The organism is Streptomyces sp. NPDC111656, assembly GCF_055656965.1.
Map to the genome: position 1 here is coordinate 106669 of NZ_JBVKCA010000001.1, position 25571 is coordinate 132239.

Genomic DNA, 25571 nt, shown 5'->3' on the forward strand with positions numbered 1-25571 from the left:
CGGGCGAGGTGTCCGGGGCCTCCCGGTGTCCGTCCTACTTCTTCTGCCCCTGCTTCTGCTCCAGGTCGTACGGCAGCCGGGAGGCCACCGGTGTGGCGTTCAGGCGGGCCGTGATGACGAGGGTGCCCTCCTCGATCTGGTAGTCGAGGGGAAGGTCCAGGCCGCGCATGGCGGCGACCATGCCGGTGTTGGAGGCCTGCGTGACGGCGTACACGCTCTCGCAGCCCGCCTCGACGGCCATCGTCACGAGCCGGCCGAGCAGTTCGGCGCCGATCCCGCGCCGCTGCCAGTCGTCCTCGACGAGCAGCGCGATCTCCGTCTCGTCGCCGTCCCAGAGGAGATGGCCGAGCCCGACGACGCGTCCCGACGCCGTCTGCACGGCGAGGGTGCGACCGAAGCGCGGGCTGAGCAGGTGGTTCAGATAGCGGTCCGCGTCACCGACCGGCCCGTGGTAGCGCATGCTCAACGTGCGCGGGGAGCAGCGCTCGTGCATCGCCTTCGCCGCGGCGACATCGGAGACGTCGGCGCGACGCACGGTGATCGCGGGGCCCTCCGGCAGTGTCAGCATGTCCTGGTTGAGCGGGATGCGTGGACCCAGCCGCGCGTCCAGCTCCACCAACGCCCGCGCCCGAGCGAACTCGGTCGGCGTGAACGGCAGATACGGCCGCTCCACCGTGATCACCCCACCCTCCGGTGCGCGCAACCGCATCACCGTGTCTTCCAGCACTCCTTCGACCGGCGCACCCTCTTCCGCCCGACCCGACCCGGGGGAGCGGGCGGGCAGCGAACGAATGGTGCACCTACCGAGCAACTGCCGGAGGGCGAGCGGAAGTTCCGCGGCGTCCAAAGCCGTGCGCGTGGCCAGTCCCAGGACGCGTGTCGGAGCGTCCACCAGATCGTGGGCGTCGGCCCGTTCGATCCAGGTTCCGGTGCCGCCGGCCAGCGAGACGGCGCGGGTGATCTCGGACGCGTCCAGCTCGACGGGCGCGCGCAGCAGGAACTCGTCGACCGTGCCCTCGGCGAGCGGGTGCGTCTGCAGGCTCAGGATGTCGACCCGCTGGTGGGCCAGCGCCATGCACAGCGCGGCCAGCGAACCCGGCTCGTCCTTCACCGTCGTCCGCATCCGCCACAGGACGGTCTCTCCCGTGACGGCCTCCGGCGCCGCCGTGGCCCGGTCGGACTGCCCGGCCTCTCGCCCCACGGCGAGGGTCCGGGCACCGGTATCGCCCGCGGGCGGCGCGTGACCGTGGCGGCGTGCCCACCATGTGTGGAATCCGGCCGTGGCCACCAGGACCACGGACGAGATCACCAGCAGGGCCGGGCCGTCGGGGCCGTGTCCGATCAGATTGGCGACGGCGTCGGCGACCGCGACGGCCGTGAACAGGGCGGCGAGCTCGACCACGTCGCGTCGCCAGTGGTGGACGGGGCGTCCGTGCTTCGCCCGGGTCACATCAGACATGTCTGGAGTCATGCAACCACTGTGAAGGAATGGTGTTGCGTGATCACGAACGGTCTGTGACTGATCGGTAAAGTGTCGTTCTATCCTTTTTGCGGTTCTTTTTGCCCTTGTTTTGCCTGCCTCGGATCACCTGGCTTACGTGCCTGGTCACGAGAGCGGCCGCGCACCGGGGGATGACTCCGGTGCGCGGCCCAACCCTTTGAGGGTACGGGAGTTGGGCGCCGTTACTGACCCACACGCCCCGGCTGCAACACCTGTGTGAACAGCACCGTGCCGTCCAGGTCGCGCAGCCGCACCGTCAGCTCCCCGCTGTCGCCGTCGATGTCGACCTCGCCGAAGAACTGGTAACCGTCCGCCGGCGAGACATTCGCGGTGGCGGGAGCCTTGACGAAGACCCGGTCGGGGCCGAACGTGCCGTCCAGGGCGTTCGCCTGGAAGGCGCCCGCGTTGAGCGGTCCGGAGACGAACTCCCAGAACGGCTCGAAGTCCTTGAAAGCGGCCCGCGAGGGGTCGTAGTGCTGCGCCGAGGTGTGGTGGACGTCGGCCGTCAGCCATACGGTCCCGGTGATCCGCCGGTGCTTGATGAACCGCAGCAGCTCGGCGATCTGCAGTTCGCGGCCGAGCGGCGCGCCCGGGTCGCCCTGGGCGACGGCCTCGATGTTCGGCTTGCCCTCGACCGGGTCGGGCACGACCAGGCCGAGCGGCATGTCGGCGGCGATGACCTTCCACACCGCGCGCGACGCGGCCAGCTCGCGCTTGAGCCACTCCAGCTGCTCGCGGCCGAGGATGCCCTGCGGGTCGGTCGTCTGGTCGTCGGGCGAGTTGGCGTTCCGGTAGGTCCGCATGTCCAGGACGAACACGTCCAGGAGGGGGCCGTGGTGGACGGTCCGGTAGATCCGTCCGTCCGGGCGTCCGCTGATGGTGGAGATCGGGAAGTACTCCGAGAACGCCCGCCGGGCACGGACGGCCAGGTCGTCGAGTCTCGTGCCGGCCGGGTAGGGGGTGCCGGACCCGATGACCTCGCCCGGGTACCAGTTGTTGCGCACCTCGTGGTCGTCCCACTGGACGATGTTCGGAACCCGCGCGTTGAACCGGCGCAGCGCCGAGTCCAGCAGGTTGTAGCGGAAGTTGCCCCGGTAGTCGGCCAGGGTGACCGCGACGTGCGACTTCTCCTCGGTCGTGATGCTCCGGTACAGGCTGCCGTCCGGAAGCGCCGCCGTGGCGGAGATCGGGCCGTCGGCGTAGATGTTGTCGCCGCTGCACAGGAAGAAGTCCGGGTCCACCTTCGCCATGGCGTCGAAGATCCGGTAACCGCCGATGGACTCGTTGATGCCCCAGCCCTGTCCGGCCAGGTCACCGGACCAGACGAACCGGACGTCGTGGCGCCGCTTCGCGGGCGCGGTGCGGAAGGTGCCGGCCACCGGCTCGCCCGTACGGCGCGGGTCGTCGGGGTCGGCCAGCAGCACGCGGTAGTGGATCTGCTCGCCGGAGGGCAGTCCGCGCAGCCGTGTCGTACCGGTGAAGTCGGAGTCCGCGCCGAGCAGCGGACCGTGCCATCTGCGGGGGTTGCGGAACGACTCGGTCGCGGACGTCTCGACGATCATCCGGGCGGGGCGGTCCGAGCGGACCCACACCAGGCCGGAGTGCGCGCTCACGTCTCCGGCTTGGACGCCCCACCCCGCCCTGGGCCGCCCGGACAGCGCGAACGCCGGGGCCGAGCCGAGTGCGGTGGGCAGGGCCAGGGCCGCGGAAGCGGCGAGGGATCCGCGCAGGACGCCGCGGCGACCGGGGAGGGGGAGAGGGCTTTGCGGGCGGTGTGACATGAATGCGCCTCCAGGGACGGAGTCGACGGAGTCGGCCGGTGTGCCTAGCCACAACTACGGGTGCGCCGCAGCGCACACGGAAACCACAAGTGAACAACTGGCCCCGCACGCAAGCGCACCGACGTACGCCTCCGACCGCGCACGTCCCACGGATGCTCCGGCTTCCCCCTCGGACGGACGCCCCCTCAGCGGTCAGGCGCGCAGCGCCTGTGCCATCAGGCGTACGCCGTCGCGGATCCGCGCGGGGGACTGGTGGGCGTAACCGAGCACCAGCCGTACGTCGGCGCGCTCGACCGCCCGCCCGTAGTCCGTCAGCGGACGCACGGCCACCCCCGCCGCCGCGGTGCGCTCCAGGAAGTACTCCGGCGGCCCGTACCGCCCGGGCAGCGCGGCGATGACATGCAGACCCGCCGCGATCCCGGACACCTCGGTACCGGGAAAGTGCTCGTCCAGGGCGGATACGAGGGTGTCGCGCCGTTCCCGGTAGGCGCGCTGGCAGCGGCGCAGCTGTCGGTCGTAGTCGCCCCGTTCCACGAAGCGGGCCAGGAGTGCCTGGTCCACGACGGGGTTCCCCAGATCCATGGTGCGCTTGCGCTCGACCACCTCCTCGGCGAGCGCCGCCGGTACGAGCAGCCAGCCGAGCCGCAGCCCGGGCGCGAGCGACTTGCTGACCGACCCCGTGTAGGCGACGCGCTCGGGATCGAGCCCTTGTAGTGCCCCCACGGGAGCACGGTCGTAGCGGAAGTCCCCGTCGTAGTCGTCCTCGACCACCAGACCGTCCACCGAGCGCGCCCAGTCGAGGAGTTCCGTGCGGCGCCGCGCCGAGTAGGCGATCCCCGACGGGAACTGGTGGGCGGGCGTGGTCACCACCGCCCGTACGCCCGACTCCTTCAGCGGCCCGGTGGCCAGCCCTTCGTCGTCCAACGGCAGCGGTACGGCGTCGAGGCCGGCCGAGGCGTAGAGAGTGCCGTGCTCCGGGCTTCCGGGGTCCTCGACGCCGATCGCGCGCGCCCCACGCGCGTGGAGCACGAATCCGAGCAGGGTCGTCGCCTGCGCCACCCCGGAGACCACGATGACGCGCTCGGGGTCCGCGACCACGCCGCGGCGCCGTGCGAGCAGTTCGGCGAGGGCGGTGCGCAGCCGGGGCAGACCGCGCGGATCCGGGTAACCGAGCGCCTGGTGGGGCAGTTCGGCGAGGACCCCGCGCTGGGCGGCCGCCCAGGCGGCGCGCGGGAACAGGGACAGATCCGGTGTCCCGGGAAGGAAGTCGGCGCGGGCCCCGGCGGGGCGCGGTGCGAGGTCACGCGCGCGCGGGTGGGCCGCCCGGGCGGCGCCGCCGACCCAGGTCCCCGCGCCCCGGTCGCTGCGCAGATACCCCTCCGCGGTCAACTGCTCGTACGCCTCCGTGACCAGCCCCCGCGACACCCCGAGGTCGGCGGCGAGCTCGCGGCTGGACGGCAGCCGGGTGCCCGGCGCGAGCCGCCCCGTGCGGACCGCCTCGCGCAGCGCGGCCTGCAAAGCGCGCCCACGCGCGCGTGCCGGTGCCGAAGCGGCCGGCACAAGCAGCTCCCAGGCGGCCCCCGACGGCGTCATGTGGTCCCCGATGGCGTCATGAAAGTGGACCTTAAACCGGACCGCCTCCCTTCGTAGCGTCACCGTCATGAACACCACCACCCTGCGCGGGTCGCTGCTCGCCGCCCTCGCCTGCGTCCTCGTCGGAGGCTCCTTCACCGCCAACAGCGTCCTGGGCCACTACCCGTACGCGGGCGGTCAGTTCCTTCGCTACGGTCTCGCCTGCGTGCTGCTCCTGCCGCTGGTCGGACGGGGTGGCACGGCACCGCTGCGGCGGCTCGCGGTACGCCGGTGGGGGCGCCTCGCGCTGCTCGCGGCCGTCGGCATGGTCGGCTTCAACCTCGCCGTGATCGCCGCCGAACGCACCGCGGAACCAGCCGTTCCGGGCGTTTTCGTGGGCTGCGCCCCGGTGGTCGTGGCCGTTGTCGTCCCCCTTCTCGAGGGTCGCCGGCCCCGACGTCCGGTCCTGTACGGCGCGTCGCTCGTCGCGCTGGGCGCCTTCACGGTCCAGGGCTGGGGCCGCACCGACGGCACGGGGATCGCGTACTCCGTGTGCGCGCTCGCGGGCGAGGTGGGCTTCGCGGTGCTCGCCGTACCGGTGCTGCGTCCGCTCGGGCCCCGGCTGCTGTCGGCCACCGTCTGCGGGATCGCCGCGGTCGAGTCGGCGGTGGCCGGGATCATCACCGCGCGCCTCACCGGCGGCGCATGGCTGCGGACGCCGGACACCACCGAGGCCGCCGCGCTGTTGTGGCAGGCGGCGGTCGTCACGGTCGTCGGCTTCGTGTGCTGGTACATGGGCATGCAGCGCATCGGCGCGGAGCGCGCCACGCTCTTCTCCGGGCTCATCCCCGTCGCCGCGGCCTGCACGGCGCCGCTGGTCGGCGCCGGCGCGTACGGCGCCGCGCAGGCCGCGGGCAGCGCCCTGGTCGGCGCGGGCGTCGTCCTGGGCTCCGGCGCGTGGCGCCTCACCCGGCGTCGGTCAGCGGCTGCCGTCGAGGATCACACGGGCGACGAGCGCCGGATCGTCGTTCATCGGGACGTGACCGCAGCCCGGCAGCCGCACCAGCCGGGCCCGGGGAATGATGTGCTTGGCCCGGATCCCCTGGCGGCGCACCAGCAGCCGGTCCCGGGTGCCCCAGGCCACGGTGACGGGCAGCCCCGGGATGTCGTCCGTGAACTGGACGGTGGTGCCGGCCCGGAGGGTGTCGGCGAAGCCCTCGGCATGGGCCAGCGCGAGGGTCTCGGCGACCACGGCCTCGGGTGAACGGCGGCCGGGTCGGGCGTAGATGGTGCTGGTCAGGGCGGCCCGTCCGGCCGCCGAGCGGGAGAGCCGCTCGATCACCGGGAGCGGCAGGCGCCGCGCGCCCTGCCGCATCGCCAGCAGCACACCGAAGGCGTAACGCCGCTCGACCGGCGACCAGAACCCGGCGGGCGAGATCGCGGTGACGGACCGTACGAGCTTCTCGCGGCCCAACTCCAGGGCCAGCAGGCCGCCCAGGGAGTTGCCCGCCACGTGCGGACGCTCGATCTCCAGCGCCTCGCACAGCCCGCCGAGGGTGGGCACCACCGTCCCGAGGTCGTGCGTGAGCCCGTCGGGCAGCGCCGGGGACTCGCCGAACCCGGGCAGGTCGACGGCTATCACCTCGCGTTCGGCGGCCAGTATGTGCACGACCGGGTCCCAGGCCTGCCGGTGGTGGCCGATGCCGTGCAGCAGGAGCAGCGGTTCTCCGGTGCCCACGCGCGCGTAGGACATGGTCACGGTCCGCGGACCGTGCGCGGAGGGAAGGCTGAAGGAGACCGTGGCGGACATGATGCTGCTCCTCGTCTGGTGGCACGTTGACGAACCGTCTTCGTAGACAGCTTGTCAGCAACTGCTACCGACGGGTAGCCCCCGGTCGCCACGAGACCGACGCGTTCACCGGCGCCGCCTGGACACGGCGGGATGGGCCGGGATGGGATGGGGCCGTGACCATCGACACCGCGACCGAGGTCTTCGAAGAGCACCGCCCCGTACTGATGGGCGTCGCCTACCGCATGCTGGGACGGGTGGCCGACGCCGAGGACATCGTCCAGGAAGCCTGGCTGCGCTGGTCCGGCGCCGACCGCACCGAGGTGCGCGAACCACGCGCCTACCTGGTGCGCATCGCCACCCGGCTCGCCGTCGACCGGCTGCGCCAGGTGCAGTCGCGCAACGAGGCGTACGTGGGACCGTGGCTTCCCGAGCCGTACGTCACCGACTTCGGGGACACCGCCCCCGACACCGCCGAGCGGGCCGTGCTCGCCGACTCCGTCTCGCTCGCCGTCCTCGTCGTCCTGGAGTCCCTGTCGCCCCTGGAACGCGCGGTGTTCGTCCTCAGAGAGGCGTTCGGCTACCCGTACACGGACATCGCCGCCGTCCTCGACCGGGGCGAGCCCGCCGTGCGCCAACTCGCCGGACGGGCGCGCAAGCACGTCGAGGAGCGCCGCCCGCGCTACGAGGTCGACCCGGCCGAACGCCGCGACCTGACCGAGCGGTTCCTCGCGGCGGCGGCCGGAGGGGGCCTGGAGGGGCTCATGTCCCTGCTGGCCCCGGACGTCCGCCTGATCGGCGACAGCGGCGGACTGTCCAAGGCGCCGCTGCGGGTCATTGAGACCGCCGACAAGGTGGGCCGTTTCCTCCACGCCGTCGCCCAGCAGGGTGTTTCCGACCTGTCGTACCGCTTCCTGGAGCTCAACGGAGGCGCCGCGCTCCTCGTCCTCTCCGGCGACAAGCCCGACAGCATCGTCCAGCTGGATGTCGTGGACGGCCGGATCCAGTGCGTCTACATCGTGCGCAACCCCGAGAAGCTGGTGTCCCTGGGCAATCAGTAGCCACTGCGGTCCCCTCATGCCCCTCGCAAGCCCCCGTCTTCTGGACGGGGGCTTGCGACGTTGTGTCACGAACATCACCGCGCGCGAACGCCCTGTGAACGCTGCGCGGCAAGGCGCCTCCGCAATGCGTAAGGGATCGAGGATTGGTCTTGACCAAGGGTGGGGGCGGCCCTATGGTCGCAGGGATAGTGCAAGAACCTTTAATAAACAAGGGCGCTAAAACGCCGCCGGGCCACGGCGATTGCGGAGGACAGGGTGGGGACCACGCAGCTGGAAACGGTGCCGGAGCCGAAGTACTGGCATCTCAAGACGGTGCTCACCGAGGCATTGGACTCCGAGTTCTCCGTGGGCGAGGTTCTGCCCAACGAACGCGATCTCGCGGCCAGGTTCGGCGTCGCCCGCGCCACGTTGCGCCAGGCGCTGGAGCAGCTGGAGCTCGAAGGGCGACTGCAGCGCCGTCGCGGGGTGGGCACGACCGTCGCCCCGCCGCGCGTGGGCGTGGCCGTCGGAACCGAGCAGCATGTGTGGCCGGGCGCGGTCGGCGACGCCTGGCGGCCCGTGGACTGCGCGGTGGCGGTCCCGCCCGCCGCGGTGGCCGAGGTCCTGGAGACGGCCCCCGACGACCAGGTGCACACGATCCGCCGCTCCCGGGTGACGCACGGCCAGCCGGTCGCCGCCGAGCTGCTCTACATCCCGGCGTCCTCGGTGCCCGGCCTCTCCGCGATCGACGCCCCGTCGGGGGCGACCCTCGCCCGTGCCGTGCTGCGCGAACTGCAGCACCTCGACCTGGAGGGCCAGGACCGCGCCGTGGAGCTCGGCTCGGCCCGCGCGGACGACGCCAAGGAGCTGGACCGGCTGCCCGGGGCGCCCGTCCTCGTCGTCACGACCCGTTACTTCGCCGAGGGGCGCACCGCCGCGGTCTCCGTGGCCACGTACCGCGCCGACACCTGCCGACTGACCTTCGGCGACTCCGGCGGCGTGGAGATCCACCACGACCCCGAGCGCCGGGCTTCCTGAGCCGCGGCCCAGGCCTGATCCACACGACAGGCCCCCAGGTCTGAGCCGTCACGCCCCGGAACACTCCGGGGTGTGACGGCTTTTTTCGTGCCCGTGAGGCCGGTGGCCGGTTTCCCGCGTCCGTGAGACCGCCGGTCAGCGGCGTGCGGTCACGGTCCCCTCCACCGCGAACAGCTGCTCCTCCACATGATCGAGGGCCAGCCGCAGGGCGCCCGTCGCGACGGCCGCCTCGCCCAGCAGGGAGAGCGCCACCTTGGGCGGGCGCAGACAGTAGCGCGCCAGCTCGCGCCGCAGCGGTTCCAGTACGCCGTCCAGACCCGCCGCCCAGCCGCCGACGACGACCAGTTCCGGGTCGAGGGCCAGGACGAGGGCCGCCACGTCGTGCACGAGGCGCTGGATGAAGCGGTCGACCGCCGCGCGAGCCCGCTGGTCACCGCCCTTGGCCAGCGCGAACACCTCGGCGACGGCCTGCTCGTCGAGCGGGTGCAGGGGCTCGTCCGTGGTCGACAGCAGCGTCTCGGGAGTGGCTCCGCGGCCGAGCAGATGGAGTGCCCCGATCTCCCCGGCGGCGCCCCCGTACCCCCGGTGCAGCCGCCCGCCGATCAGCGAACCGGCCCCCGGGCTCAGCCCGGCCAGCACGAACACCACATCGTCCGACTCCGTCGCCGAGCCCTTCCAATGCTCGGCGACCGCCGCCGCGTTGGCGTCGTTCTCGACGAGCACCGGGCATTTGAAGGAACGGTTCAGCCGGTCGCCCAGGCGTAGCCCCGTCCACTCCGGCAGCGCCGTGCCCAGGCGTACGGTGCCGTCCGCCTCGACGATCCCCGGGCTGCCCACGCCGACCGCACGCAGGGAGTTGCGCGCGACACCCGCGCGGCGCAGCAGATCGGCGACCGCCGTGCGCAGCCTCTCCAGCCGCTCGTCCGCCGACGCGGTCTCGTCCACCTCCTTGGACATGGCTCCCAGTACCCGGCCGTCCAGATCGGCGAGGAGCCCGGCGACGCGATGGGGACCGATCTCCAGGCCCAGCAGATGGCCCGCCTCGGCCCGGAACCGAAACCTCCGCGCGGGACGGCCCTGACGCCGTGCCGCGCCCTCCTCGGCCGCCTTCTCGACCACGAGCCCGGCTTCGATCAGCCCTTCCACGACACCTTCGACCGTGGGCCGGGACAATCCGGTCACCCGGGTGATCTCGGTCAGCGTCGCGCAGTCCGTGGCACGCAACGCGTGCAGCACCACCGCGGAATTGATCCTTCGCAGCAGAGAGGGGTCCCCGCCGGTCAACCGCCCCAACGTCCGTCCTCCCAGCTCGTGCGCGTGTTGGCCGGATCGTACTCGGCACGGCGCGCCCCGGCGAGAGCCGGGGACCTCCTTTGCTACCGACCGGTCGCTTCGGCCACCGGGGGACCGCCGTTTCAGCCAGGGGCCACGAACCCCGACTCGTACGCCGCGATGACCGCCTGCGTACGGTCCCGGGCACCCAGCTTCGCCAGTACGGCGCTGACGTGCGACTTGACCGTCTCGGTCCCGACGATCAGCCGCCCGGCGATCTCCGCGTTCGACAGCCCCCGGGCCATCAGCCGCAGCACCTCCGCCTCCCGCTCGGTCAGCGCGGCCCGCTCCATGGCCGACCGCGCCGCCGGATTCCCGCCGCCGTCCCCGTACTCGGCCGCCAACTGCCGTACGGACGCCGGGAACAGCAGCGACTCGCCCTCCGCGACGAGCCGCACGGCGTGCACGATCTCGGCGGGCCTGGCCCGCTTCAGCAGAAATCCGTCGGCACCCGCGCGCAGCGCCTCGTAGACGTACTCGTCGTTCTCGAACGTGGTCACGACGAGGATCTTCGGGGGATCGCTCACGGTCCGCAGGACCGCGCGCGTGGCCTCGATGCCGTCCATGAGCGGCATGCGGACGTCCATGGCGACGACGTCCGGCCGCAGCCGCCGCACGAGCGGGATCACCGCGGCGCCGTCGGCCGCCTCTCCGACGACCTCGATGTCGGGCTGCGCCTCCAGGACGGCCCGCAGACCCGCGCGGACGAGCGGTTCGTCGTCGACGAGGAGAACGGTGACCGGCATGCGGCCAGCGTAGATCAGCGCAACGGCAGCTCGACCCGTACCTGCCAGTCGCCCCCGTCCGGCCCGGTCCGCGCCCGCCCGCCGAGCAGCGCCGCCCGCTCCCGTATGCCCCGCAGGCCACTGCCGCGGCCCGGCCCCGATATCCCGGCGGTCAGCGGATTGCGGACCTCCAGGCCCAGCATGCCGTCGTCGACCGCGATACGGACCCGCACCGGCACGCTCCCCGCGTGCCGCAGCACGTTGGTCAGGGACTCCTGGAGGATGCGATAGCCCTCGCGGGAGACCGGTCCCGGCACGGTCTCGAGCGCACCCGTCACCTCGGCGTCCACTTTCGCACCCGAGCCGCGCGCCGACTCCAGGAGCCGGTCGGCGTCGCTCAGCGTGGGTCGGCCGCTCGCGGGGCGCCCCGCCTCGCGCAGCACACCGAGCACGCGCTCCAGGTCCTCCAGGGCGGCCCGGCCGGTGTCCTCGATGGCGAGCAGCGCCCGGTCGGTGAACGCGGGGTCGCCGGCCGCCCGTGCCGCGCCCGCCTGCACCACCGCCACGGTCAGCGCGTGCCCGATCGAGTCGTGCAGTTCACGGGCGATGCGCGTGCGTTCCAGGAGCTGTTCGGTGCGTTCCTCAAGGGCGGCGAGGCGCTCGGCGGGTGAGGGGCCCAGCAGCCGGCGGGCGATGACTGTGACCAGCTCGCCGAGGCCGACGACCGCGCCGTACAGCGCGAGCAGCGGCACGGGTACGAGCAGGGCACAGGCCCACGGCGGGGGCGACAGGGGCAGCAGTGTGATGTCGGCGGGGCGACCGCAGGCGGCCCCGGCCAGTTCGACGGCGGTCACCGGCATCCAGACGGTGACCACCGTCGTCACCGCCCCGAGGCCCATCCGTACTTCGAGCCACAGCACGGTCCGCAGCCGGTCCCGCCAGGTCGCCGACGGCGCGACCGAGATCGCCGCGTCCCGGTCGCCCTCCCGCGGCTCGTCCGGCGCCAGCATGTACCGCGCCTGCACGCCTTCGCCCCGCCGCACGGCCGGGACCAGCCCCAGCGGGATCAACAGCACCGCGGGGACCCAGGGTCTCGACATGTCGATGAACAGCCACACGCTGACGAACAGCGTCGGCACCCACAGATGCAGCAGGCGCGTGTAGGTGGTCCCCAGGAACAGCGGGCGCAGAAAGCGGGCCATCGCGCCATCGTCCCAGCCGGCCCCGGGGGCCGGCTTCCCCCGAGCGGGGGAGACGATCTCCACCGGCGGGGGAGTACCGACCGTACAAAGGCCGCCAGGCTGGGGCCATGACCAGCATCGACGTCCAGAACCTGACCAAGGAGTACGGCAGTCGGCGCGCCGTGGACGACCTCACCTTCAGCGTGCTTCCCGGCCGCGTCACCGGCTTCCTCGGACCCAACGGCGCCGGAAAGTCCACCACCATGCGGCTCGTCCTGGGCCTGGACCGGCCCACGTGCGGCACCGCCACCGTCGGCGGCCGGCCCTACGCCTCGTGCGACGAGCCGCTGCGCCGGGTCGGAGCACTGCTCGACGCAGGGGCCGCACACGGCTCGCGCACCGCGCGCGACCATCTGCGCGCGCTCGCCGCGAGCAACCGCATCTCCGAACGCCGGGTGGACGCCGTGCTGGAGGAGTCGGGGCTCGCGTCCGTGGCGCGACGCAGGGTGAAGACGTACTCCCTGGGCATGCGACAGCGCCTGGGTATCGCGGCCGCGCTCCTCGGTGACCCGCCCGTGGTGCTGCTCGACGAACCGTCGAACGGGCTCGACCCCGAAGGGATCATCTGGATCCGCGAGGTGCTGCGCCGACTGGCCCGTGAAGGCCGCACGGTGCTCGTCTCCAGCCATCTCATGAACGAGACCGCGTCCTTCGCCGACCACCTCGTCGTCCTCGGCCGGGGCAGGCTCCTCGCCGACACATCCCTGCGGGAGTTCATCCACGCGCGCGTGCGGCCCCGGGTACGGGTGCGCAGCACGGACGGCGCCGCCCTCGGCGAGCTGCTCGCACGCCACGGTCACGAGGCCGTCGAGGATGCCGACGGACGGTGGACCGTCCCGCACGCACGTGTGGAGGACATCGGGCTCCTCGCCTCCGGCGCGGGCCTGCCGGTCCTCGAACTCGCGGCGGAGGAGGGCACGTTGGAGCAGGCGTACCTCGACCTGACGGCCGCCGAGGCCGAGTTCACCGCCGTACAGTCGCCCACCCGGCCCCAGGAGGCCCGATCATGACCTTCGCACCCGTACTCCACGCGGAGTGGATCAAAATCCGTACGCTGCGGTCCCTCGTCGCGGGACTGCTCGCGGTGCTCCTGGCGACGGCGGCGTTCTCCGCGCTCGCCGGTCTCGACGACTCCGGGGGCCAGGACTTCGACCCGCTGTTCTCGGTGTTCTTCGGCGTGAGCTTCGGGCAGATCGCGGCGATCACGTTCGGCGCGCAGGCCGTCGCGGCCGAGTTCCGGGGCGGCGCGCTGCGGGTGTCGCTGGCCGCGGTGCCCCGGCGGGGACGGTGGTTCGCGGCCAAAGCGGTGGCGATCGGGGTTCCCGCGCTGGCCGTCGGCCTGGTGACAGGGCTCGTGAGCCTGCTCGTGGGCAAGGCGGTCCTCGGATCCAGGGCCGGCGGCCTGACGTGGGGCGAAGGGGTACGCGGGGCCGTGGGCTGCGGCCTCTACCTGGCGCTGATGGCCCTGTTCGCCGCCGGGCTCACGGCCGTACTGCGCAGCGCGGTCGCCACGTTGGGCATCCTGGTGCCGTTCCTCCTGATCGTCTCCTTCGTGATCGGCGGAGTGTCGGGCGGCGTGGCCGACTTCCTGCCCGACCGGGCGGGCCAAGTGGTGCTGCACGAGACGTGGGACGGCGCCCTCGGCCCCTGGACCGGGCTCATGGTGACCGCAGCCTGGACGGCGGCGGCCCTTGCGGCGGGCGCGTGGAGCGTACGGAGCAGGGACGCCTGACGGCACGCCAATTGTCAGTGGCAGCGGCTTTACTGGATCTCATGACCATCGCACGGCATCTGGCCACGATCGACCGGCTGTGCTCCCAGGACTTCCCCGTGGAGCATGGCGGGTTGTTCGGCATTCCCGGGGGACCCGGTTTCCACCTCGTCGAGTTAGAGCGGAGCGCCGGCTCCGGGGAGGGCGACGACGGGGAGCGGGAGGAGCAGATCGAGGCGTGGCGGGAGGGCCTTGCGCAGCGGCTCGGCGACCGGTGGGGGGAACAGGAGCACATGAGCCTGGACGGTGTCTTCCTGCGCGCTCAGCAGGGCGACGAGCACATACCGGAGCCGTGGGCCTCCCTCGGTGCGCACATGCGGAACGTGTACGTCTGGCAGGCGCGCGGTCACGGCCGCTGGGTCGCCCTCGGCATCTCCCGGCTGGGCGTCGACCAGGAGTTCAGCCTGCTCGCCCTGGTCACCGAGATCGACCCGCCGTGATCTGATCCGCTACCCCTCGGCGGCAGCCACCCGCAGCCGTCCGAACTCCTCGGCCATCGTCGTCGCCGTCCAGTGCGCGTTGAGCCCACTCGGGTTGGGCAGCACCCAGACCCGGGTGTCCCCGATCGTCCGCTCCTGCGGGCCGATCACGGCCTTCCGGTCTTCGAAGGCCGCCCTGTAGGCGGTCACCCCCACCACCGCCAGCCACCCCGGCCGCAGTCGCTCCACCTTCGCGCTCAGCAGCCGTCCGCCCTCGCGGTACTCCTGCGCGGACAGCTCGTCGGCCCGGGCGGTCGCGCGCGCCACCACGTTCGTGATGCCGAGCCCGTACGACGGCAACTCGCCCTGCTCCGACGGCTTCATCAGCCGGGGCGTGAACCCCGACAGATGCAGCACGGGCCAGAAGCGGTTGCCGGGACGGGCGAAGTGGTGGCCCGTGGCGGCGGTCGTCAATCCCGGATTGATGCCGCAGAAAAGCACCTTGAGGCCGTCCCCGACGACATCCGGCACCAGCCGGTCGCGGGCGGCCTCGAGGTCCGCGGGAGTGAGCCGCGTCAGAGGATCGCCCCCGGCGTGTAGCCCGCGGCCTCCGGGTGCTGCTTCACGATCTCCTCGATGCGGCCGACGACGGCGGCGACCTGGTCGGCAGCGGCACCGGTGAACGACAGCTTGTCGGCCATCAGCTCGTCCAGCTGCGCGCGGTCCAGCGGAATGCGCTCGTCGGCGGCGAGCTTGTCGAGGAGTTCGTTGCGCTCGGCGCCCTGTTCGCGCATGGCGAGCGCGGAGGCGACGGCGTTCTCCTTGATCGCCTCGTGCGCGACCTCACGGCCGACGCCCGCGCGCACCGCGCCCATCAGGACCTTGGTCGTCGCGAGGAAGGGCAGGTAGCGGTCCAGCTCGCGCGCGACGACGGCGGGGAAGGCGCCGAACTCGTCGAGGACGGTGAGGAAGGTCTCCAGCAGACCGTCCAGCGCGAAGAACGCGTCGGGCAGCGCGACCCGGCGGACCACCGAGCAGGACACGTCGCCCTCGTTCCACTGGTCGCCCGCCAGCTCGCCGGTCATCGAGGCGTAGCCGCGCAGGATGACCATGAGGCCGTTGACACGCTCGCAGGAGCGGGTGTTCATCTTGTGCGGCATCGCCGAGGAGCCGACCTGGCCCGGCTTGAAGCCCTCGGTCACCAGCTCGTGCCCGGCCATCAGCCGGATCGTCTTGGCCGTCGAGGACGGCGCGGCCGCCAGCTGCACCAACGCGGTCACGACCTCGTAGTCCAGCGAGCGCGGGTAGACCTGGCCGACGGAGGTGAAGGCCTGCGAGAAGCCGAGGTGCCCGGCGATCCGCTGCTCCAGCTCGGCGAGCTTCGCCGCGTCCCCGCCCAGCAGGTCGAGCATGTCCTGCGCGGTGCCGACCGGGCCCTTGATGCCGCGCAGCGGGTAGCGGCCGAGCAGCTCCTCGACGCGGCCGTACGCGACGAGCAGCTCGTCGGCCGCGGTCGCGAAGCGCTTGCCGAGGGTGGTGGCCTGGGCGGCCACGTTGTGCGAGCGGCCGGCCATGACCAGTTCGGCGTACTCGCCCGCCAGCTTGCCGAGCCGCGCCAGGACGGCCACCGTGCGGTCGCGCATCAGCTCCAGCGAGAGCCGGATCTGCAACTGCTCGACGTTCTCGGTGAGGTCCCGGGACGTCATGCCCTTGTGTACGTGCTCATGCCCGGCGAGGTCGTTGAACTCCTCGATCCGCGCCTTCACGTCGTGCCGCGTGACCTTCTCGCGCTCGGCGATGGAGGCCAGGTCGACCTGGTCGAGGACCCGCTCGTAGTCGGTGATCGCGGCGTCCGGGACCGTGATCCCAAGGTCCTTCTGCGCCCGCAGCACGGCGAGCCAGAGCTGACGCTCCAACTTCACCTTCTGCTCGGGGGACCAGAGCGTGGCGAGCTCGGCGGAGGCGTAGCGTCCGGCGAGGACGTTGGGGATACGGGGCTTTGCAGGCGCGGCAGTCACGTGGACGGAGTTTACCCGCCGTCCGGACGGGCTCCGGAACGTCCGCACGCTCCGGAGCCCAGGTCAGCGGCGGTGGCCCTGCCCGGGCGGGGACAGGGCCTAGGGGCGGATGCCGTCGCAGGCGATCGGCAGATGGCGCGGGCCGCGCAGGACCGCGTTCTGCCGGTAGGGCGGCGGGTCCTCCAGCAGCCGGGGGTTCTCCAGTCTGCGGGCCAGCTCGCTCAGCGCGAGCTGTGCCTCCATGCGGGCGAGCGGGGCGCCGAAGCAGCTGTGGATGCCGCTGCCGAAGCCGAGGTGCTGGATGTCCCCGCGGTCCGGGTCGAAGCGGTCCGGATCCTCGAAGCGGTCGGGGTCGCGGTTCCCCGCCGCCAGCACCAGCCACAGCGACGCGCCCTTGGGGATGGTGACCCCGCGGACCTCGATGTCGGTGAGGGTGGTGCGCTGCGGCAGCAGCTGCACCGGCGGCTCGAACCGCAGCAGCTCCTCGACGACGGGGACGGCCAGGTTCGGGTCCTTGCGCAGCCGCTCGAGCACGTCGGGGTTGCGCAGCAGGGTCAGCATGCCGTTGGTGATGAGGTTGACCGTCGTCTCGTGGCCGGCGATCAGCAGGAGCGCCGCGGTGCTCAGGACCTCCATCGTCGTCATGACACCGTCCGGCCCTCCCGCCGTGGACAGCTGGGACAGCATGTCGTCACCGGGCTTCTTGCGGCGTTCCTCGATGAGACCGGCCAGATACATGCCCAGCTCGGTGCGGGCGTTGTGGGAGACCTTGGCGCGCTCGTCCGTGTCGGCGCCCGGGACGGGGTCCAGGCTGGCGGCGATCGTGTCCGCCCAGGAGTGGAAGCGCGTCTCGTCCTCGCGCGGCACCCCCAGCAGCCGGCAGATCACGGTCACGGGAAAGGGATAGGAGAACTGGTCGACCAGATCGATCCGGTCCGGGTTGTCGATGCCGTCGATGAGCCCGGAGACGATGTCCTTCAGGTCGCCGTGCATCTCGTGGACACGCCGCGGGGAGTGCGGCGGCCCGAACGGCCGGTTCGTCATGCGCCGCAGCCGGTCGTGCTCCGGCGGGTCGAGCCGCAGGAAGCTCGGCGGAAGGGCCGTCTCGTCGTCCGCTTCGGCGGCCAGCGGGTTCGCGGTCGCCGGCGTCTTCAGGTTGCGGGCGTCGGAGCTGATGCGCGGATCGTGGAGCAGGCTCTGGATGTCGTAGTACCTGCTGAGGACGAACGGTCCGTCCGCGTCGTGGTACACCGGCGTCTTGCGCAGCTCCTCGTACAGCGGATACGGATTGGCACGGTGGGCGTAGTCGATGATCTGCCGCAGGATGGCTTCGGTCATGAGTGCGTCCTAGGGAACGTCGGATCAGTGCCGAGCGGGGGCGAACGTCAGCCGCCGGTCGTCCGGCGCGTATCCGCTGAGGGTGACGGTCGGGCCGTGGGTGGGCACGGACGGGTCGGGGAAGTCTGCGGGCATCGGCTGCTGCCCCTCGGGGCGGCGGTCCACGGTGGGGGAGGTCGGCGGGAAAGGCGCCGTGGTCTCGATGAGCTGCTGGTAGAACTGCAGCCACTTCGTCTGGTCGAAGGTGACGGCGCCGATGACGCGGTCCTGGTACCCGTAGACGCCGGTGAACCGGTGCTCGCTGCGGGAGCCGTGGGCGATGAGGATCTCCGTCCCCATCGACGGCACGCCGACGGACTTGATGTTCACGCCGAACTGGGAGGACCAGAAGGCGGGCACCCAGATGTGGGGGCGGCGGTCCGCACTGTCGCTCAGCATGTTGTGCGCGGCGGTCTCGGCCTGGGCGACGGCGTTGCCCCAGTGCTCCAGAGACAGGAACTGGTATCCGAACAGCGGGTGCGGGGACCGTGCGACATCGCCGGCCACGTAGATGTCGTCGGTGACGATGCCTCGGATGTCGAAGGCCCGGCACCCGGCGTCACAGGCGATCCCGCGGGGACCCGCGCCGAGTCCGGACCCGACGAGCCACTCGGTGTTGCGCTGGGCACCGAGGGAGACGACCACCACGTCGGCCTCGACGGTGTTCCCGTCGGAGAAATGCGCGGCGCGGACGTGTCCCGCGGAGTCGCCCTCCAGGCCGGTCACCATGACGCCACAGCGCAGGTCGACGCCGTGTTTGCGGTGCAGCTCGGCGGCCACCTGGCCGACGACTCCACCGAGCGCTCCGACCAGCGGCGCGCCTGCCCGCTCGGCCACGGTGACCGCGATCCCGCGTTCCCGGCAGGCGGAGGCGATCTCGGAGCCGGTGAACCCGGCGCCGATGACGAGCACACGGCGGGGGCCCTGCGCGAGCGAGCGCTCCAGCGCTTCGGCGTCGTCGCGGGTCCGCAGCACGAACACCCCGTCGAGCTCCGCCTCGTCCTCCTGGGGCCAGGGTCTGGCCCGGACACCGGTGGCGATGAGCAGCCGGTCGTACTCCACCTCGTCGCCGTCGGCCAGCCGTACCCGCCGGGCCGCCATGTCGAGGCCGGTGGCCGGAACCCCGAGGCGCCACTGCGCGTCGATGGCGCGGTGCCGGGGGAGGCCGGTGCGGTCCGCCGTCGCCCTGCCCAGCAGGACCTGCTTGGACAACGGCGGTCGGTCGTACGGCTCGTGGGGCTCGTCCCCGATCATCGTGAGAGAACCGGCGAACCCCTTCTCCCGCAAGGTTTCCGCTGCCCGAAGTCCCGCAAGCGAGGCGCCGACGACGACGATGCGACCCGCACGCTTGAGCCGGTCCAGCGATCCGTCGGCGCTCACCGGGCGGCCTCCCGGTCGGTTCCGGGGTTCCCGCCGGGGGAGTTCGCGTCCACCACGATGGCCTGGACGGGACACGCGGCCACGGCTCGCGCCATGTCCTCGCGCCGATCCTCCTCGACCTCGGGGTTGTAGAGCAGGGACTCGTCCCCGTGCATGGCGAAAACATCGGGAGCCAGGAACGCGCACTGCGCGTATCCCTGGCAGCGGTTGAGATCGACGACAAGCCTCACCGAGGATCAGCCTTTCCGTGGCCCGTTCTCGTCCCCCTCCTCCACAGCATGCGCGAGAGGGTGCTCAGCCGCCTGCCGGGGTGCGCAGGCCGGTACGGAGGAGGTGCAGGCTGACGGCCAGTGCCCAGGCCGGGAAGACCAGCTCCGACCAGGGCAGTGAGGATCCCGCGACGAGCAGGACAAGCCCCGCGAGATAGCCGAGGACGGCGAGCGGACGGGGGAGGACGCCGAGACGGTGACCGATGGTCGAGGCCGTGAAGACGAACACGGCGGCCATGCGGAGCGCGTACGTCGTCATCAGCGTGTAGGAGAAGTGGCGGCCGAAGCCGGAGGGTTGGCTCAGTACACTGCCCGCCGCGGCGCCGGCCGCGAACATGGTGGCCACGTAGACCAGTCCGCTGCCCATGAAGACGGTGGCGATGAATCTGTCCTCGGCATCGCCGACCCGTGCGCGCAGCGCGCCCATGAACCACAGGAAGAAGATCCCCGCGAACGGGAGGATCTCCAAAGCCGTACGCACCGCCCACCGTTCGTTCGGAGCAACGGTCGCGTCGGCGGCGTTCCCCGCCGGGATCGCGATCCGCACCAGCACGATCGCCGCCGCCATCAGGAGGGCGAACACCGTCCCCGCCAGCCCGGCCGCGCGCGGCGTCCGCAGCCGTTGTTCCCTCGGCTTCATCGGCGCTCGCTCTCTTCCCGAAGCCCCCGTTCCCCTCTCGGTCCAGCAAGCAGGCACCGGTGCGCCCACGCCACCGGGGACACCCGTGGGGGTGACGCCCCGCTCAGCCGGAGGCCGGTTGCGGGAGGCGGCCGCGCTACGAGGCGTCGGCCAGCTCCGCCAGGATGTCGCCGTGGCACAGCTCGGGTGCGCACCAGCAGGCCAGCGTCTTGCCACGCAGGGCGGGCACCTGATCGAGGAGGTCGGGGCGTTCGAGGAGATACGCCCGGTACTTCTCCATGATCTCGGCGCGGGTGCCGTCGCGCTTCTTGGTGGGGGTGTCGTAGGCGAAGGGGTTGTAGAGCGGGTGCTGCGGGAGGTCCCAGTGGCCCATGGTCCAGCGGCGGCCGATGTACACGAGGTCCGCGGGAGCGTGTTCGAGCCGGGCGCCGAACTCGTGGATATGACCCTTGAGGTTGATCACGGTGGTGGGCATGGGATTCCCTTCGGCCGTCCGCCTACCCACCGGTGTCTACCCCACGGACCCCTCGTAGGGCAGCAGCTCCGGCCGCTTGGCCGGGAGTCCGTCACCCGACCGCAGCGCGACCAAGCCTCGATCCACCGACTGGTGCCTTGTGGGCCAGGCTCGGGGAAACGAAGAAGTGCCTTGTGGCCTGCGATGACGGGAGTTCTTCGGGCTTCCAGCACGCACCATCAGCAAGGCACTTCCGAGATGCGAGTCTCCCATACGTCAGCGGCGGTCTCCGCTGCGTTCGATGACGCGCGCATGCCGGGCTGGTCCCGGTGATGCGGCTGGCCGAGCGGTGTGGTCTGCCACGGCGGGCCGCCGGTGTGGCAGCGGTCGATCTGTCGATCTTCGTGTGTGCGGGGCTGACGGGGGTTATTCGCCACCTGGGAAGCGTTCAGTCCACCAGGTCCGCCAGCGGGAGCCGAGGTCGGCCAAGTGGGTGTCGTCGAGGTGGTAGGTGCTCAGGATTGCCGTGGCCGCGCTCTTCGGCTTGCTGGGTGTCGGGTCCATGCTGGACACGATGAGTAGACCGTTGCCCCAGGCGTCGACGGTGATGCCGAGTTGGTGGTCGGAGCGGTACCACATCTCGCCTTTGACGTCCTCGCCGAGCAGATTCATCTGGAACGGCGTGCTCGCGGCGATGTGTGCGAGATCGAGTGCGTTGATGAGGTGCACCGCGTTGTCGTTGCCGCCCACGAAACTGAGTGTGCGGCGGACGGCGCCGGGTTGGCGCTCGACGGCAAATCGCAGCTGGTGCATGAAGGTGATCCAGCCTTCGGTGACGTCCTCGTAGTAGGCGTCCCAGTCCGGGTCGTCACCGCGTGCGGCGCGGGTGAGCGTGACCCGGGTGCCCTCGCCGTGCGGTTCGAGTCTGAATTCGTCACCGCCGTGCAGTCTCAACGTGCGTGTGGAGGCGTCCTCCATGGTCTCGGTGAAGAAGATCAGGTCGATCTCGCCGTCCAGGCCGTCGTAGTCCCAGCCGAGCCAGTGGCGGATCTTGTCCTTGTCCCGCAACGCGTCCCACACCACGTCTACGGGCGCCGCGATCGTGACCTCGATCCGCGGCCGTGTGTCGTCACTCATCCGATTCTCCTTGTGCCGCGGCGGGAGCGGGGTGTCCGAGGGCGACCATCCGGTACGGGCGACCGTCGGCGCAGTCGTAGCGCTCGACCACCTGCCGCACCGCGGCCGCCAGCTCATCGGTGAAGGCGTGCACGTCGCTTGGTTGGGCGAACCGCACGTCGGTCTCCAGCGTGAAGGTGAGCAGGCGCTTGTCCGCCCGCGCGGCCCCGGCCTGCATACGCGCGACGTCCCGCACGGTGGTGGCAGCCACGCCGACCAGGTGCTCGGCCGCGTACTGATCGTGGATCTTGGTGAATTCCCCGGTCACCACGGTCGGGTCCACGACGAGCGCGCCCGGCCGGGTGCGCAGGATCCGCTCGACGAAGCCGCGCCGCGGCCGTTCCTCGACCAGCTCGACCAGCCCGGCCTTCTCCAACGCCTTCAAGTGGTAGTTCAGCCGCTGTCTGGACACCTCCAGCTCGGTGGCGAGCTGGCTGGCCGAGCTGGGTGTGCGCAGGCGCTTGAGCAGGTCGCGGCGCACCGGCGACAGCGCGACGCGCACCCTGTCCGGCGAGTCGACGTAGGTGATGGTCACGTCCCCCATCCTTTCAATGGAAAATTTTTTTTGTCAATTGGATGACTCCAAAGGCGCCAGCATGGACACCTCAACCAGGGTGAGATCGGTGACCGCCTCGATCTGGTGCACAGGACGGCACCCTCGGCGAGGTCGTCTACGTCGGCATGGGGAGTGTCTGACTTGTTGAATCGACCGCAGTCGCTCGGTCTGCAGCCGTCGCGTCCCAAGCGCGTCGTCTCCGTCGACGGCCAAGGGGTCGTCAGCCACGCCGGATCCTGCCTGCTGGCCGATCTCGCCGATGTCACCCTGACCACCGCGTTCACGGACGCGCTGCGCAGGCTGCGACCGCGTGGCACCGGGCACGATCCCGGCCGGATCGCGGTCGATCTGGCAGTGATGCTCGCCGACGGCGGCGAGGCGATAGCGGACCTGGCCCTCCTGCGGGACCAGACGGAGGTCTTCGACCCGGTCGCCTCCACCCCGACCGCCTGGCGCCTGCCGGCCGGCATCGCCCCGGCCGCACTCGCCCACCTGCGCTCGGCGAGAGCCGCCGCCCGGGAGGTCGCCTGGCTGCAGGCCGCCGAGACCACCTGGCGGCATACCCGCGGCCCGCGCCGCCGAGCGACCACACTCGGTCACCAGCAGGCTGGACTTACGAGGAATTGGCGACAGTTGAATACGCGACCTCACGAGTACTGGACCCCTCGTGCGGGTGAGGCCCCGCCTTCAATCGGTGCATGGCAGGGCGGGCGGCGCTCCGGGTCAGGACCCCACCCGTCGCCAGTCCGTCACAGGGCCGGGGTTCGCGTGATCCGCAGGGGTGACCCAGAAGGCTTTGCCCAGCTCAGCGCTGAACTGGGCGCCTGTCCGGCCGTCCCCCGACCGCAGCGCGACCAAGCCGAAGCCTCCGAAGACAAGGAGCTTCGGAGCGGAGCGGGGCGTCGTCGTCTGGTAGAAGGTCCTCCGGTATCCCGGCCAGCGCGCAGGTGATCGACGACTACAACCTGGCCAAGGTGCCGGGCCGCAATCGCACATCGTGACCGACATCCTCGGTCTGCGCCTCGTCGCCTGCGTCACCGCCGCGAACATCGGTGACCGGGACGCCGCGGCGGGCCTGCTGATCAGCTCATCGGGGGCTCGGCCTCGGCTGCTGTCGGCCGCCTGGGCTGCGCTGCCTACTCCTGATGACCCAGTCTCACGATCATGTTCGGGTGGCGCTCGCTGAGCGCCTTCAGGGCGAGCAGGCTCTTGATGCTGGGTTCGCGCTCCTGCATGTAGGTTCCGGGCTCGACGCCGTTGTCCCAGCCCCAGCGCGTGTGGCTGACGTCTCCGGTCATGAGCACCGGACCCGCCGCGGTGCGGGCGAGGTAGGAGACGTGTCCGGTGGTGTGCCCCGGGGTGAGGATCGCGAAGAACGAGCCGTCGCCGAACACGTCGTTGACACCTTCGAGCCTTCCGGCCGGGTCCTTGGTGAACTGGAGTTCCTCCAGCGGCGGCCGTCCGGCCAGGAGGTGGTTGTTCGTTCCCTGGGCGAACAGGTTCAGGAAGAGCGACGCCTCCGCCTCATTGGCGCCCGTGTAGATGGGGACGTCCTTGGGAACGTCCGGGAGTCCGGAGACGTGATCGAGGTGGAGATGGGTCATGAAGACCCCGTTCAGGGGAACTCCCTCCGTTTCGATGATCTCCGCGGTGCTCTGCTGAGGGTGCATCTTCTCGATGCCCCCGTATTTTCTCAGCATCATTCCGACCCCCACGCCGACGGGGTCCTCCACCAGCCGCCGTGAAACGCCCGTGTCCACCAGGAAGAAACCCTGCGTGGGGTGCCGCACGACGTGGGCGTAGATCTTGATGGGCTCCTTGTGGTCGGTGATCCCCGCCGCAACGGCCTTCGGGTGCTTGATGTTGAGCAGTCCCGTGATAGGGGCCTCCCAGTCCGCGTCGATCGTCTTGACCTCGACCGGCCCTGGCTCGTCGATCACAGACTCCATGGCCGCCGCGCTGATCGGCGCGCCGATACGGGCAGGCTGCGCCTTGTGGGTCGTGGCCTTGAAGGTAAGCATTTTCATGGTTGAACTCCTGTTCCTCGATAACTGAGAACTGGTGCAGACCGTCCCGCAAGCCGTGCCGCCGCGGGCCCCGTTTCAGCCGACGTGCCGCTGCTCACCGACGCGCTGCTCGCGGGCATAGGCGTCGAGGCGGGCGAGTTCCTTGACGTAGACGCGGTGCAACCTGCGCGGCGCGATGATCCGCTCGACGAAGCCGGCGACGCCGGTCTCGCCATCAAAACTGGAGGTGATGTTCACCAGCGCCTGCTCGCCTTGCGGGGTCACGGTGAACGTCGTAACGAGGCCGGAGCCGTTGGTGTCGGTCTGGACCAGGGTTCGGCCCGGCTCCGGCTCGGTGACCTGCATCCGGAGGTCCCGGACGCCCCCAGCAAAGTCGATCTTGAACTGGACGACGCTGCCCGTGCCCACGCCGCCCTCCTCGACGTGGAAGTCGTAGAAGGGGGGCGGCAGGAATCGAGAGTGAAGTTGCATGTCTGCCAGGTACCGGTAGACCTCGTTCGCGGGAGCGTCAATGGTGCGCTCGGCGGACGCGACGACGACGTGAGCCATGGGTCTGGCCTCCGTGTTTGTGGGTTGAAGTGCTGGATGCTGCGTGCCGCTGCGGCGGGCTTGATGGCTGGTTCAGACCGTCTTGATGGTGCCGCCGTCGATGACGTAGTCGGCGCCGGTGATGTTGGCGGCCACATCCGACAGCAGGAACGCGACCAGGGCCGCCACCTCCTCGGCTTCGCTCATGCGGCCGGTCGTGATGTTCTGGCCCTTCGCGATCTGCTCGACGAAGTCGGCAAGGCCGATGCCGGCTGCGGCCGCCATCTGGCCGATCGGGCCGTCGGAGTCCTCATAGACGCTGGTACGGACCAGGCCGGGAGAAACGGTGTTCACACGTACGCCTCGGGGGCCGAACTCCTCGGCCAGGGACTTGCCGAGCGTGGTGAGCGCCGCCTTGGCCGAGCTGTAGGTGGCCGGGATACCCGCAGGTGTCCGGGCGACGGTGGAGGAGATGTTGACAATCGCTCCGCGGCGCTCGATCAGGCTGGGCAGGGCCGCGCGCGTGGCGCGGACGGTGGCCAGGACGTTGATGTCGAACATGCGGGTCCACTGGGTGTCGTCGGCGTCGAGGAAGCCGAGGGCAGCCTCGTCCCCGCCGCCCACGTTGTTCACCAGCAGGTCGATGCCGCTCAGCTCGGCCAGCGCGCCGTCGATGAGGGCGGCGACGCCTTCCGCGGTACTCAGGTCCGCCGCGACCGCGTGCGCGCCGGTTTCCTTCAGCTCGGGCGTGACGGTGCGCGCGGCGCCCACGACCTGGACACCTTCGCCGATCAGGGTCCGGACGGTGGCCAGTCCGATGCCCCGGCTGGCGCCGGTGACGACGGCGGTCTTGCCCGTGAGGTTGAGGTTCATGAGGCTCCTCCAATGCATATGACTTTAATGCTTCAAGTCATATCTATCATGGCTTGAAGGAGTT

The 25571-nt window shown here is 71.2% G+C and carries 24 protein-coding genes and 3 pseudogenes; 7 read left to right on the forward strand and 20 right to left on the reverse strand.

Annotation, left to right across the window (positions count from 1 at the left end; all coding sequences use genetic code 11):
* Positions 1 to 34: 34 nt before the first annotated feature.
* From ACZ7M3_RS00530 to pdxR, 3 genes are all read right to left on the reverse strand, one after another.
* Positions 35 to 1459, reverse strand: coding sequence for a GNAT family N-acetyltransferase (locus ACZ7M3_RS00530; protein WP_472059800.1), 1425 nt, complete (start codon positions 1457 to 1459; stop codon positions 35 to 37).
* Between the two features lie 224 nt (positions 1460 to 1683).
* Positions 1684 to 3282, reverse strand: coding sequence for an alkaline phosphatase D family protein (locus ACZ7M3_RS00535; protein WP_472059801.1), 1599 nt, complete (start codon positions 3280 to 3282; stop codon positions 1684 to 1686).
* A 192-nt stretch (positions 3283 to 3474) separates the two neighbouring features.
* Positions 3475 to 4875, reverse strand: coding sequence for a MocR-like pyridoxine biosynthesis transcription factor PdxR (gene pdxR / locus ACZ7M3_RS00540; protein ID WP_472059802.1), 1401 nt, complete (start codon positions 4873 to 4875; stop codon positions 3475 to 3477).
* 67 nt (positions 4876 to 4942) lie between these two features.
* Between pdxR and ACZ7M3_RS00545 the strand changes: the two are divergent.
* Positions 4943 to 5299, forward strand: a pseudogene (locus ACZ7M3_RS00545) (EamA family transporter); the annotation flags it as partial.
* Between the two features lie 534 nt (positions 5300 to 5833).
* On the opposite strand, the gene ACZ7M3_RS00550 reads toward ACZ7M3_RS00545, so the two are convergent.
* Positions 5834 to 6664 carry an alpha/beta fold hydrolase gene (locus tag ACZ7M3_RS00550; RefSeq protein WP_211118661.1) on the reverse strand — a complete coding sequence of 277 codons (831 nt, stop codon included), beginning with the start codon at positions 6662 to 6664 and terminating at the stop codon, positions 5834 to 5836.
* A 155-nt stretch (positions 6665 to 6819) separates the two neighbouring features.
* Between ACZ7M3_RS00550 and ACZ7M3_RS00555 the strand changes: the two genes are divergently transcribed.
* Positions 6820 to 7704 (forward strand): RNA polymerase sigma-70 factor, encoded by an 885-nt coding sequence (locus tag ACZ7M3_RS00555; RefSeq protein WP_472059803.1) that lies wholly within the window; start codon positions 6820 to 6822, stop codon positions 7702 to 7704.
* A gap of 255 nt (positions 7705 to 7959) precedes the next feature.
* On the forward strand, positions 7960 to 8721 hold the full coding sequence (locus ACZ7M3_RS00560) for a GntR family transcriptional regulator (protein ID WP_095855966.1): 762 nt from the start codon (positions 7960 to 7962) through the stop codon (positions 8719 to 8721).
* Between the two features lie 135 nt (positions 8722 to 8856).
* Here ACZ7M3_RS00560 and ACZ7M3_RS00565 read toward each other — a convergent pair whose 3' ends face one another.
* The 3 genes from ACZ7M3_RS00565 to ACZ7M3_RS00575 all read right to left on the reverse strand — a co-directional run bounded on the left by ACZ7M3_RS00565 (position 8857) and on the right by ACZ7M3_RS00575 (position 11980).
* Entirely contained in the window at positions 8857 to 10014 is a 1158-nt protein-coding gene (locus tag ACZ7M3_RS00565; protein ID WP_095855967.1) for an ROK family transcriptional regulator, read from the reverse strand.
* A 122-nt stretch (positions 10015 to 10136) separates the two neighbouring features.
* Positions 10137 to 10799, reverse strand: a complete 663-nt coding sequence (locus ACZ7M3_RS00570; protein ID WP_351306610.1) for a response regulator transcription factor — start codon at positions 10797 to 10799, stop codon at positions 10137 to 10139.
* 14 nt (positions 10800 to 10813) lie between these two features.
* Entirely contained in the window at positions 10814 to 11980 is a 1167-nt protein-coding gene (locus ACZ7M3_RS00575) for a sensor histidine kinase (protein WP_472059804.1), read from the reverse strand.
* Between the two features lie 107 nt (positions 11981 to 12087).
* On the opposite strand from ACZ7M3_RS00575, the gene ACZ7M3_RS00580 reads away from it, so the two are divergent.
* Genes ACZ7M3_RS00580 through ACZ7M3_RS00590 form a run of 3 tightly spaced genes read left to right on the forward strand, consistent with a single transcriptional unit; the run spans position 12088 to position 14230 of the window.
* Entirely contained in the window at positions 12088 to 13029 is a 942-nt protein-coding gene (locus ACZ7M3_RS00580; RefSeq protein ID WP_472059805.1) for an ABC transporter ATP-binding protein, read from the forward strand.
* Positions 13026 to 13751, forward strand: a complete 726-nt coding sequence (locus ACZ7M3_RS00585) for an ABC-2 transporter permease (RefSeq protein ID WP_472059806.1) — start codon at positions 13026 to 13028, stop codon at positions 13749 to 13751. The genes ACZ7M3_RS00580 and ACZ7M3_RS00585 overlap by 4 nt, the downstream gene beginning before the upstream one ends.
* Positions 13752 to 13792: 41 nt before the next feature.
* Positions 13793 to 14230: a hypothetical protein gene (locus tag ACZ7M3_RS00590; protein WP_472059807.1), complete on the forward strand. Its 438-nt coding sequence runs from the start codon at positions 13793 to 13795 to the stop codon at positions 14228 to 14230.
* Between the two features lie 9 nt (positions 14231 to 14239).
* On the opposite strand, the gene mug is transcribed toward ACZ7M3_RS00590, so the two are convergent.
* From mug to ACZ7M3_RS00635, 9 genes are all read right to left on the reverse strand, one after another.
* Positions 14240 to 14788, reverse strand: coding sequence for a G/U mismatch-specific DNA glycosylase (gene mug, locus ACZ7M3_RS00595; RefSeq protein WP_472060972.1), 549 nt, complete (start codon positions 14786 to 14788; stop codon positions 14240 to 14242).
* The gene (purB, locus tag ACZ7M3_RS00600; protein ID WP_472059808.1) at positions 14785 to 16227 is read right to left on the reverse strand and encodes an adenylosuccinate lyase; all 1443 of its coding nucleotides are present in this window, start codon (positions 16225 to 16227) and stop codon (positions 14785 to 14787) included. The genes mug and purB overlap by 4 nt, the downstream gene beginning before the upstream one ends.
* 99 nt (positions 16228 to 16326) lie before the next feature.
* Complete coding sequence (locus tag ACZ7M3_RS00605) at positions 16327 to 17565, reverse strand: cytochrome P450 (RefSeq protein ID WP_472059809.1); 1239 nt, start codon at positions 17563 to 17565, stop codon at positions 16327 to 16329.
* A 24-nt stretch (positions 17566 to 17589) separates the two neighbouring features.
* Positions 17590 to 18984, reverse strand: coding sequence for an NAD(P)/FAD-dependent oxidoreductase (locus tag ACZ7M3_RS00610; RefSeq protein ID WP_472059810.1), 1395 nt, complete (start codon positions 18982 to 18984; stop codon positions 17590 to 17592).
* Positions 18981 to 19214 carry a ferredoxin gene (locus ACZ7M3_RS00615; protein WP_351306592.1) on the reverse strand — a complete coding sequence of 78 codons (234 nt, stop codon included), beginning with the start codon at positions 19212 to 19214 and terminating at the stop codon, positions 18981 to 18983. The genes ACZ7M3_RS00610 and ACZ7M3_RS00615 overlap by 4 nt, the downstream gene beginning before the upstream one ends.
* Before the next feature lie 64 nt (positions 19215 to 19278).
* Positions 19279 to 19893, reverse strand: a complete 615-nt coding sequence (locus tag ACZ7M3_RS00620; RefSeq protein WP_472059811.1) for a hypothetical protein — start codon at positions 19891 to 19893, stop codon at positions 19279 to 19281.
* Between the two features lie 136 nt (positions 19894 to 20029).
* Positions 20030 to 20368: a DUF4326 domain-containing protein gene (locus ACZ7M3_RS00625; RefSeq protein ID WP_095855978.1), complete on the reverse strand. Its 339-nt coding sequence runs from the start codon at positions 20366 to 20368 to the stop codon at positions 20030 to 20032.
* A 405-nt stretch (positions 20369 to 20773) separates the two neighbouring features.
* Positions 20774 to 21484, reverse strand: coding sequence for an SRPBCC family protein (locus ACZ7M3_RS00630; RefSeq protein ID WP_472059812.1), 711 nt, complete (start codon positions 21482 to 21484; stop codon positions 20774 to 20776).
* Positions 21477 to 22058: an ArsR/SmtB family transcription factor gene (locus tag ACZ7M3_RS00635; protein ID WP_472059813.1), complete on the reverse strand. Its 582-nt coding sequence runs from the start codon at positions 22056 to 22058 to the stop codon at positions 21477 to 21479. Before ACZ7M3_RS00635 ends, ACZ7M3_RS00630 begins: the two co-directional genes overlap by 8 nt.
* Before the next feature lie 162 nt (positions 22059 to 22220).
* Here ACZ7M3_RS00635 and ACZ7M3_RS00640 point away from each other — a divergent pair.
* Positions 22221 to 22694: pseudogene (locus tag ACZ7M3_RS00640) on the forward strand (hypothetical protein); the annotation flags it as partial.
* A 108-nt stretch (positions 22695 to 22802) separates the two neighbouring features.
* Here ACZ7M3_RS00640 and ACZ7M3_RS00645 read toward each other — a convergent pair.
* The 4 genes and pseudogenes from ACZ7M3_RS00645 to ACZ7M3_RS00660 all read right to left on the reverse strand — a co-directional run.
* Positions 22803 to 22928 (reverse strand): annotated as a pseudogene (locus ACZ7M3_RS00645) (SGNH/GDSL hydrolase family protein); the annotation flags it as partial.
* Positions 22929 to 23215: 287 nt separating this feature from the next.
* Entirely contained in the window at positions 23216 to 24106 is an 891-nt protein-coding gene (locus tag ACZ7M3_RS00650) for an MBL fold metallo-hydrolase (RefSeq protein WP_472059814.1), read from the reverse strand.
* 75 nt (positions 24107 to 24181) lie between these two features.
* Positions 24182 to 24655, reverse strand: coding sequence for an SRPBCC family protein (locus ACZ7M3_RS00655; protein ID WP_472059815.1), 474 nt, complete (start codon positions 24653 to 24655; stop codon positions 24182 to 24184).
* Positions 24656 to 24727: 72 nt separating this feature from the next.
* The gene (locus ACZ7M3_RS00660) at positions 24728 to 25507 is read right to left on the reverse strand and encodes an oxidoreductase (protein WP_472059816.1); all 780 of its coding nucleotides are present in this window, start codon (positions 25505 to 25507) and stop codon (positions 24728 to 24730) included.
* Positions 25508 to 25571: the final 64 nt, after the last annotated feature.

Bases quoted from the DNA above. Each gene is read 5' to 3' on its own strand.
- ACZ7M3_RS00530 (WP_472059800.1), bottom strand. From the start codon at position 1,459: ATGTCTGATGTGACCCGGGCGAAGCACGGACGCCCCGTCCACCACTGG.
- ACZ7M3_RS00535 (WP_472059801.1), bottom strand. From the start codon at position 3,282: ATGTCACACCGCCCGCAAAGCCCTCTCCCCCTCCCCGGTCGCCGCGGC.
- pdxR (WP_472059802.1), bottom strand. From the start codon at position 4,875: ATGACGCCGTCGGGGGCCGCCTGGGAGCTGCTTGTGCCGGCCGCTTCG.
- ACZ7M3_RS00550 (WP_211118661.1), bottom strand. From the start codon at position 6,664: ATGTCCGCCACGGTCTCCTTCAGCCTTCCCTCCGCGCACGGTCCGCGG.
- ACZ7M3_RS00570 (WP_351306610.1), bottom strand. From the start codon at position 10,799: ATGCCGGTCACCGTTCTCCTCGTCGACGACGAACCGCTCGTCCGCGCG.
- ACZ7M3_RS00575 (WP_472059804.1), bottom strand. From the start codon at position 11,980: ATGGCCCGCTTTCTGCGCCCGCTGTTCCTGGGGACCACCTACACGCGC.
- ACZ7M3_RS00580 (WP_472059805.1), top strand. From the start codon at position 12,088: ATGACCAGCATCGACGTCCAGAACCTGACCAAGGAGTACGGCAGTCGG.
- ACZ7M3_RS00585 (WP_472059806.1), top strand. From the start codon at position 13,026: ATGACCTTCGCACCCGTACTCCACGCGGAGTGGATCAAAATCCGTACG.
- ACZ7M3_RS00590 (WP_472059807.1), top strand. From the start codon at position 13,793: ATGACCATCGCACGGCATCTGGCCACGATCGACCGGCTGTGCTCCCAG.
- ACZ7M3_RS00605 (WP_472059809.1), bottom strand. From the start codon at position 17,565: ATGACCGAAGCCATCCTGCGGCAGATCATCGACTACGCCCACCGTGCC.
- ACZ7M3_RS00620 (WP_472059811.1), bottom strand. From the start codon at position 19,893: ATGAAGCCGAGGGAACAACGGCTGCGGACGCCGCGCGCGGCCGGGCTG.
- ACZ7M3_RS00625 (WP_095855978.1), bottom strand. From the start codon at position 20,368: ATGCCCACCACCGTGATCAACCTCAAGGGTCATATCCACGAGTTCGGC.
- ACZ7M3_RS00630 (WP_472059812.1), bottom strand. From the start codon at position 21,484: ATGAGTGACGACACACGGCCGCGGATCGAGGTCACGATCGCGGCGCCC.
- ACZ7M3_RS00650 (WP_472059814.1), bottom strand. From the start codon at position 24,106: ATGAAAATGCTTACCTTCAAGGCCACGACCCACAAGGCGCAGCCTGCC.
- ACZ7M3_RS00655 (WP_472059815.1), bottom strand. From the start codon at position 24,655: ATGGCTCACGTCGTCGTCGCGTCCGCCGAGCGCACCATTGACGCTCCC.
- ACZ7M3_RS00660 (WP_472059816.1), bottom strand. From the start codon at position 25,507: ATGAACCTCAACCTCACGGGCAAGACCGCCGTCGTCACCGGCGCCAGC.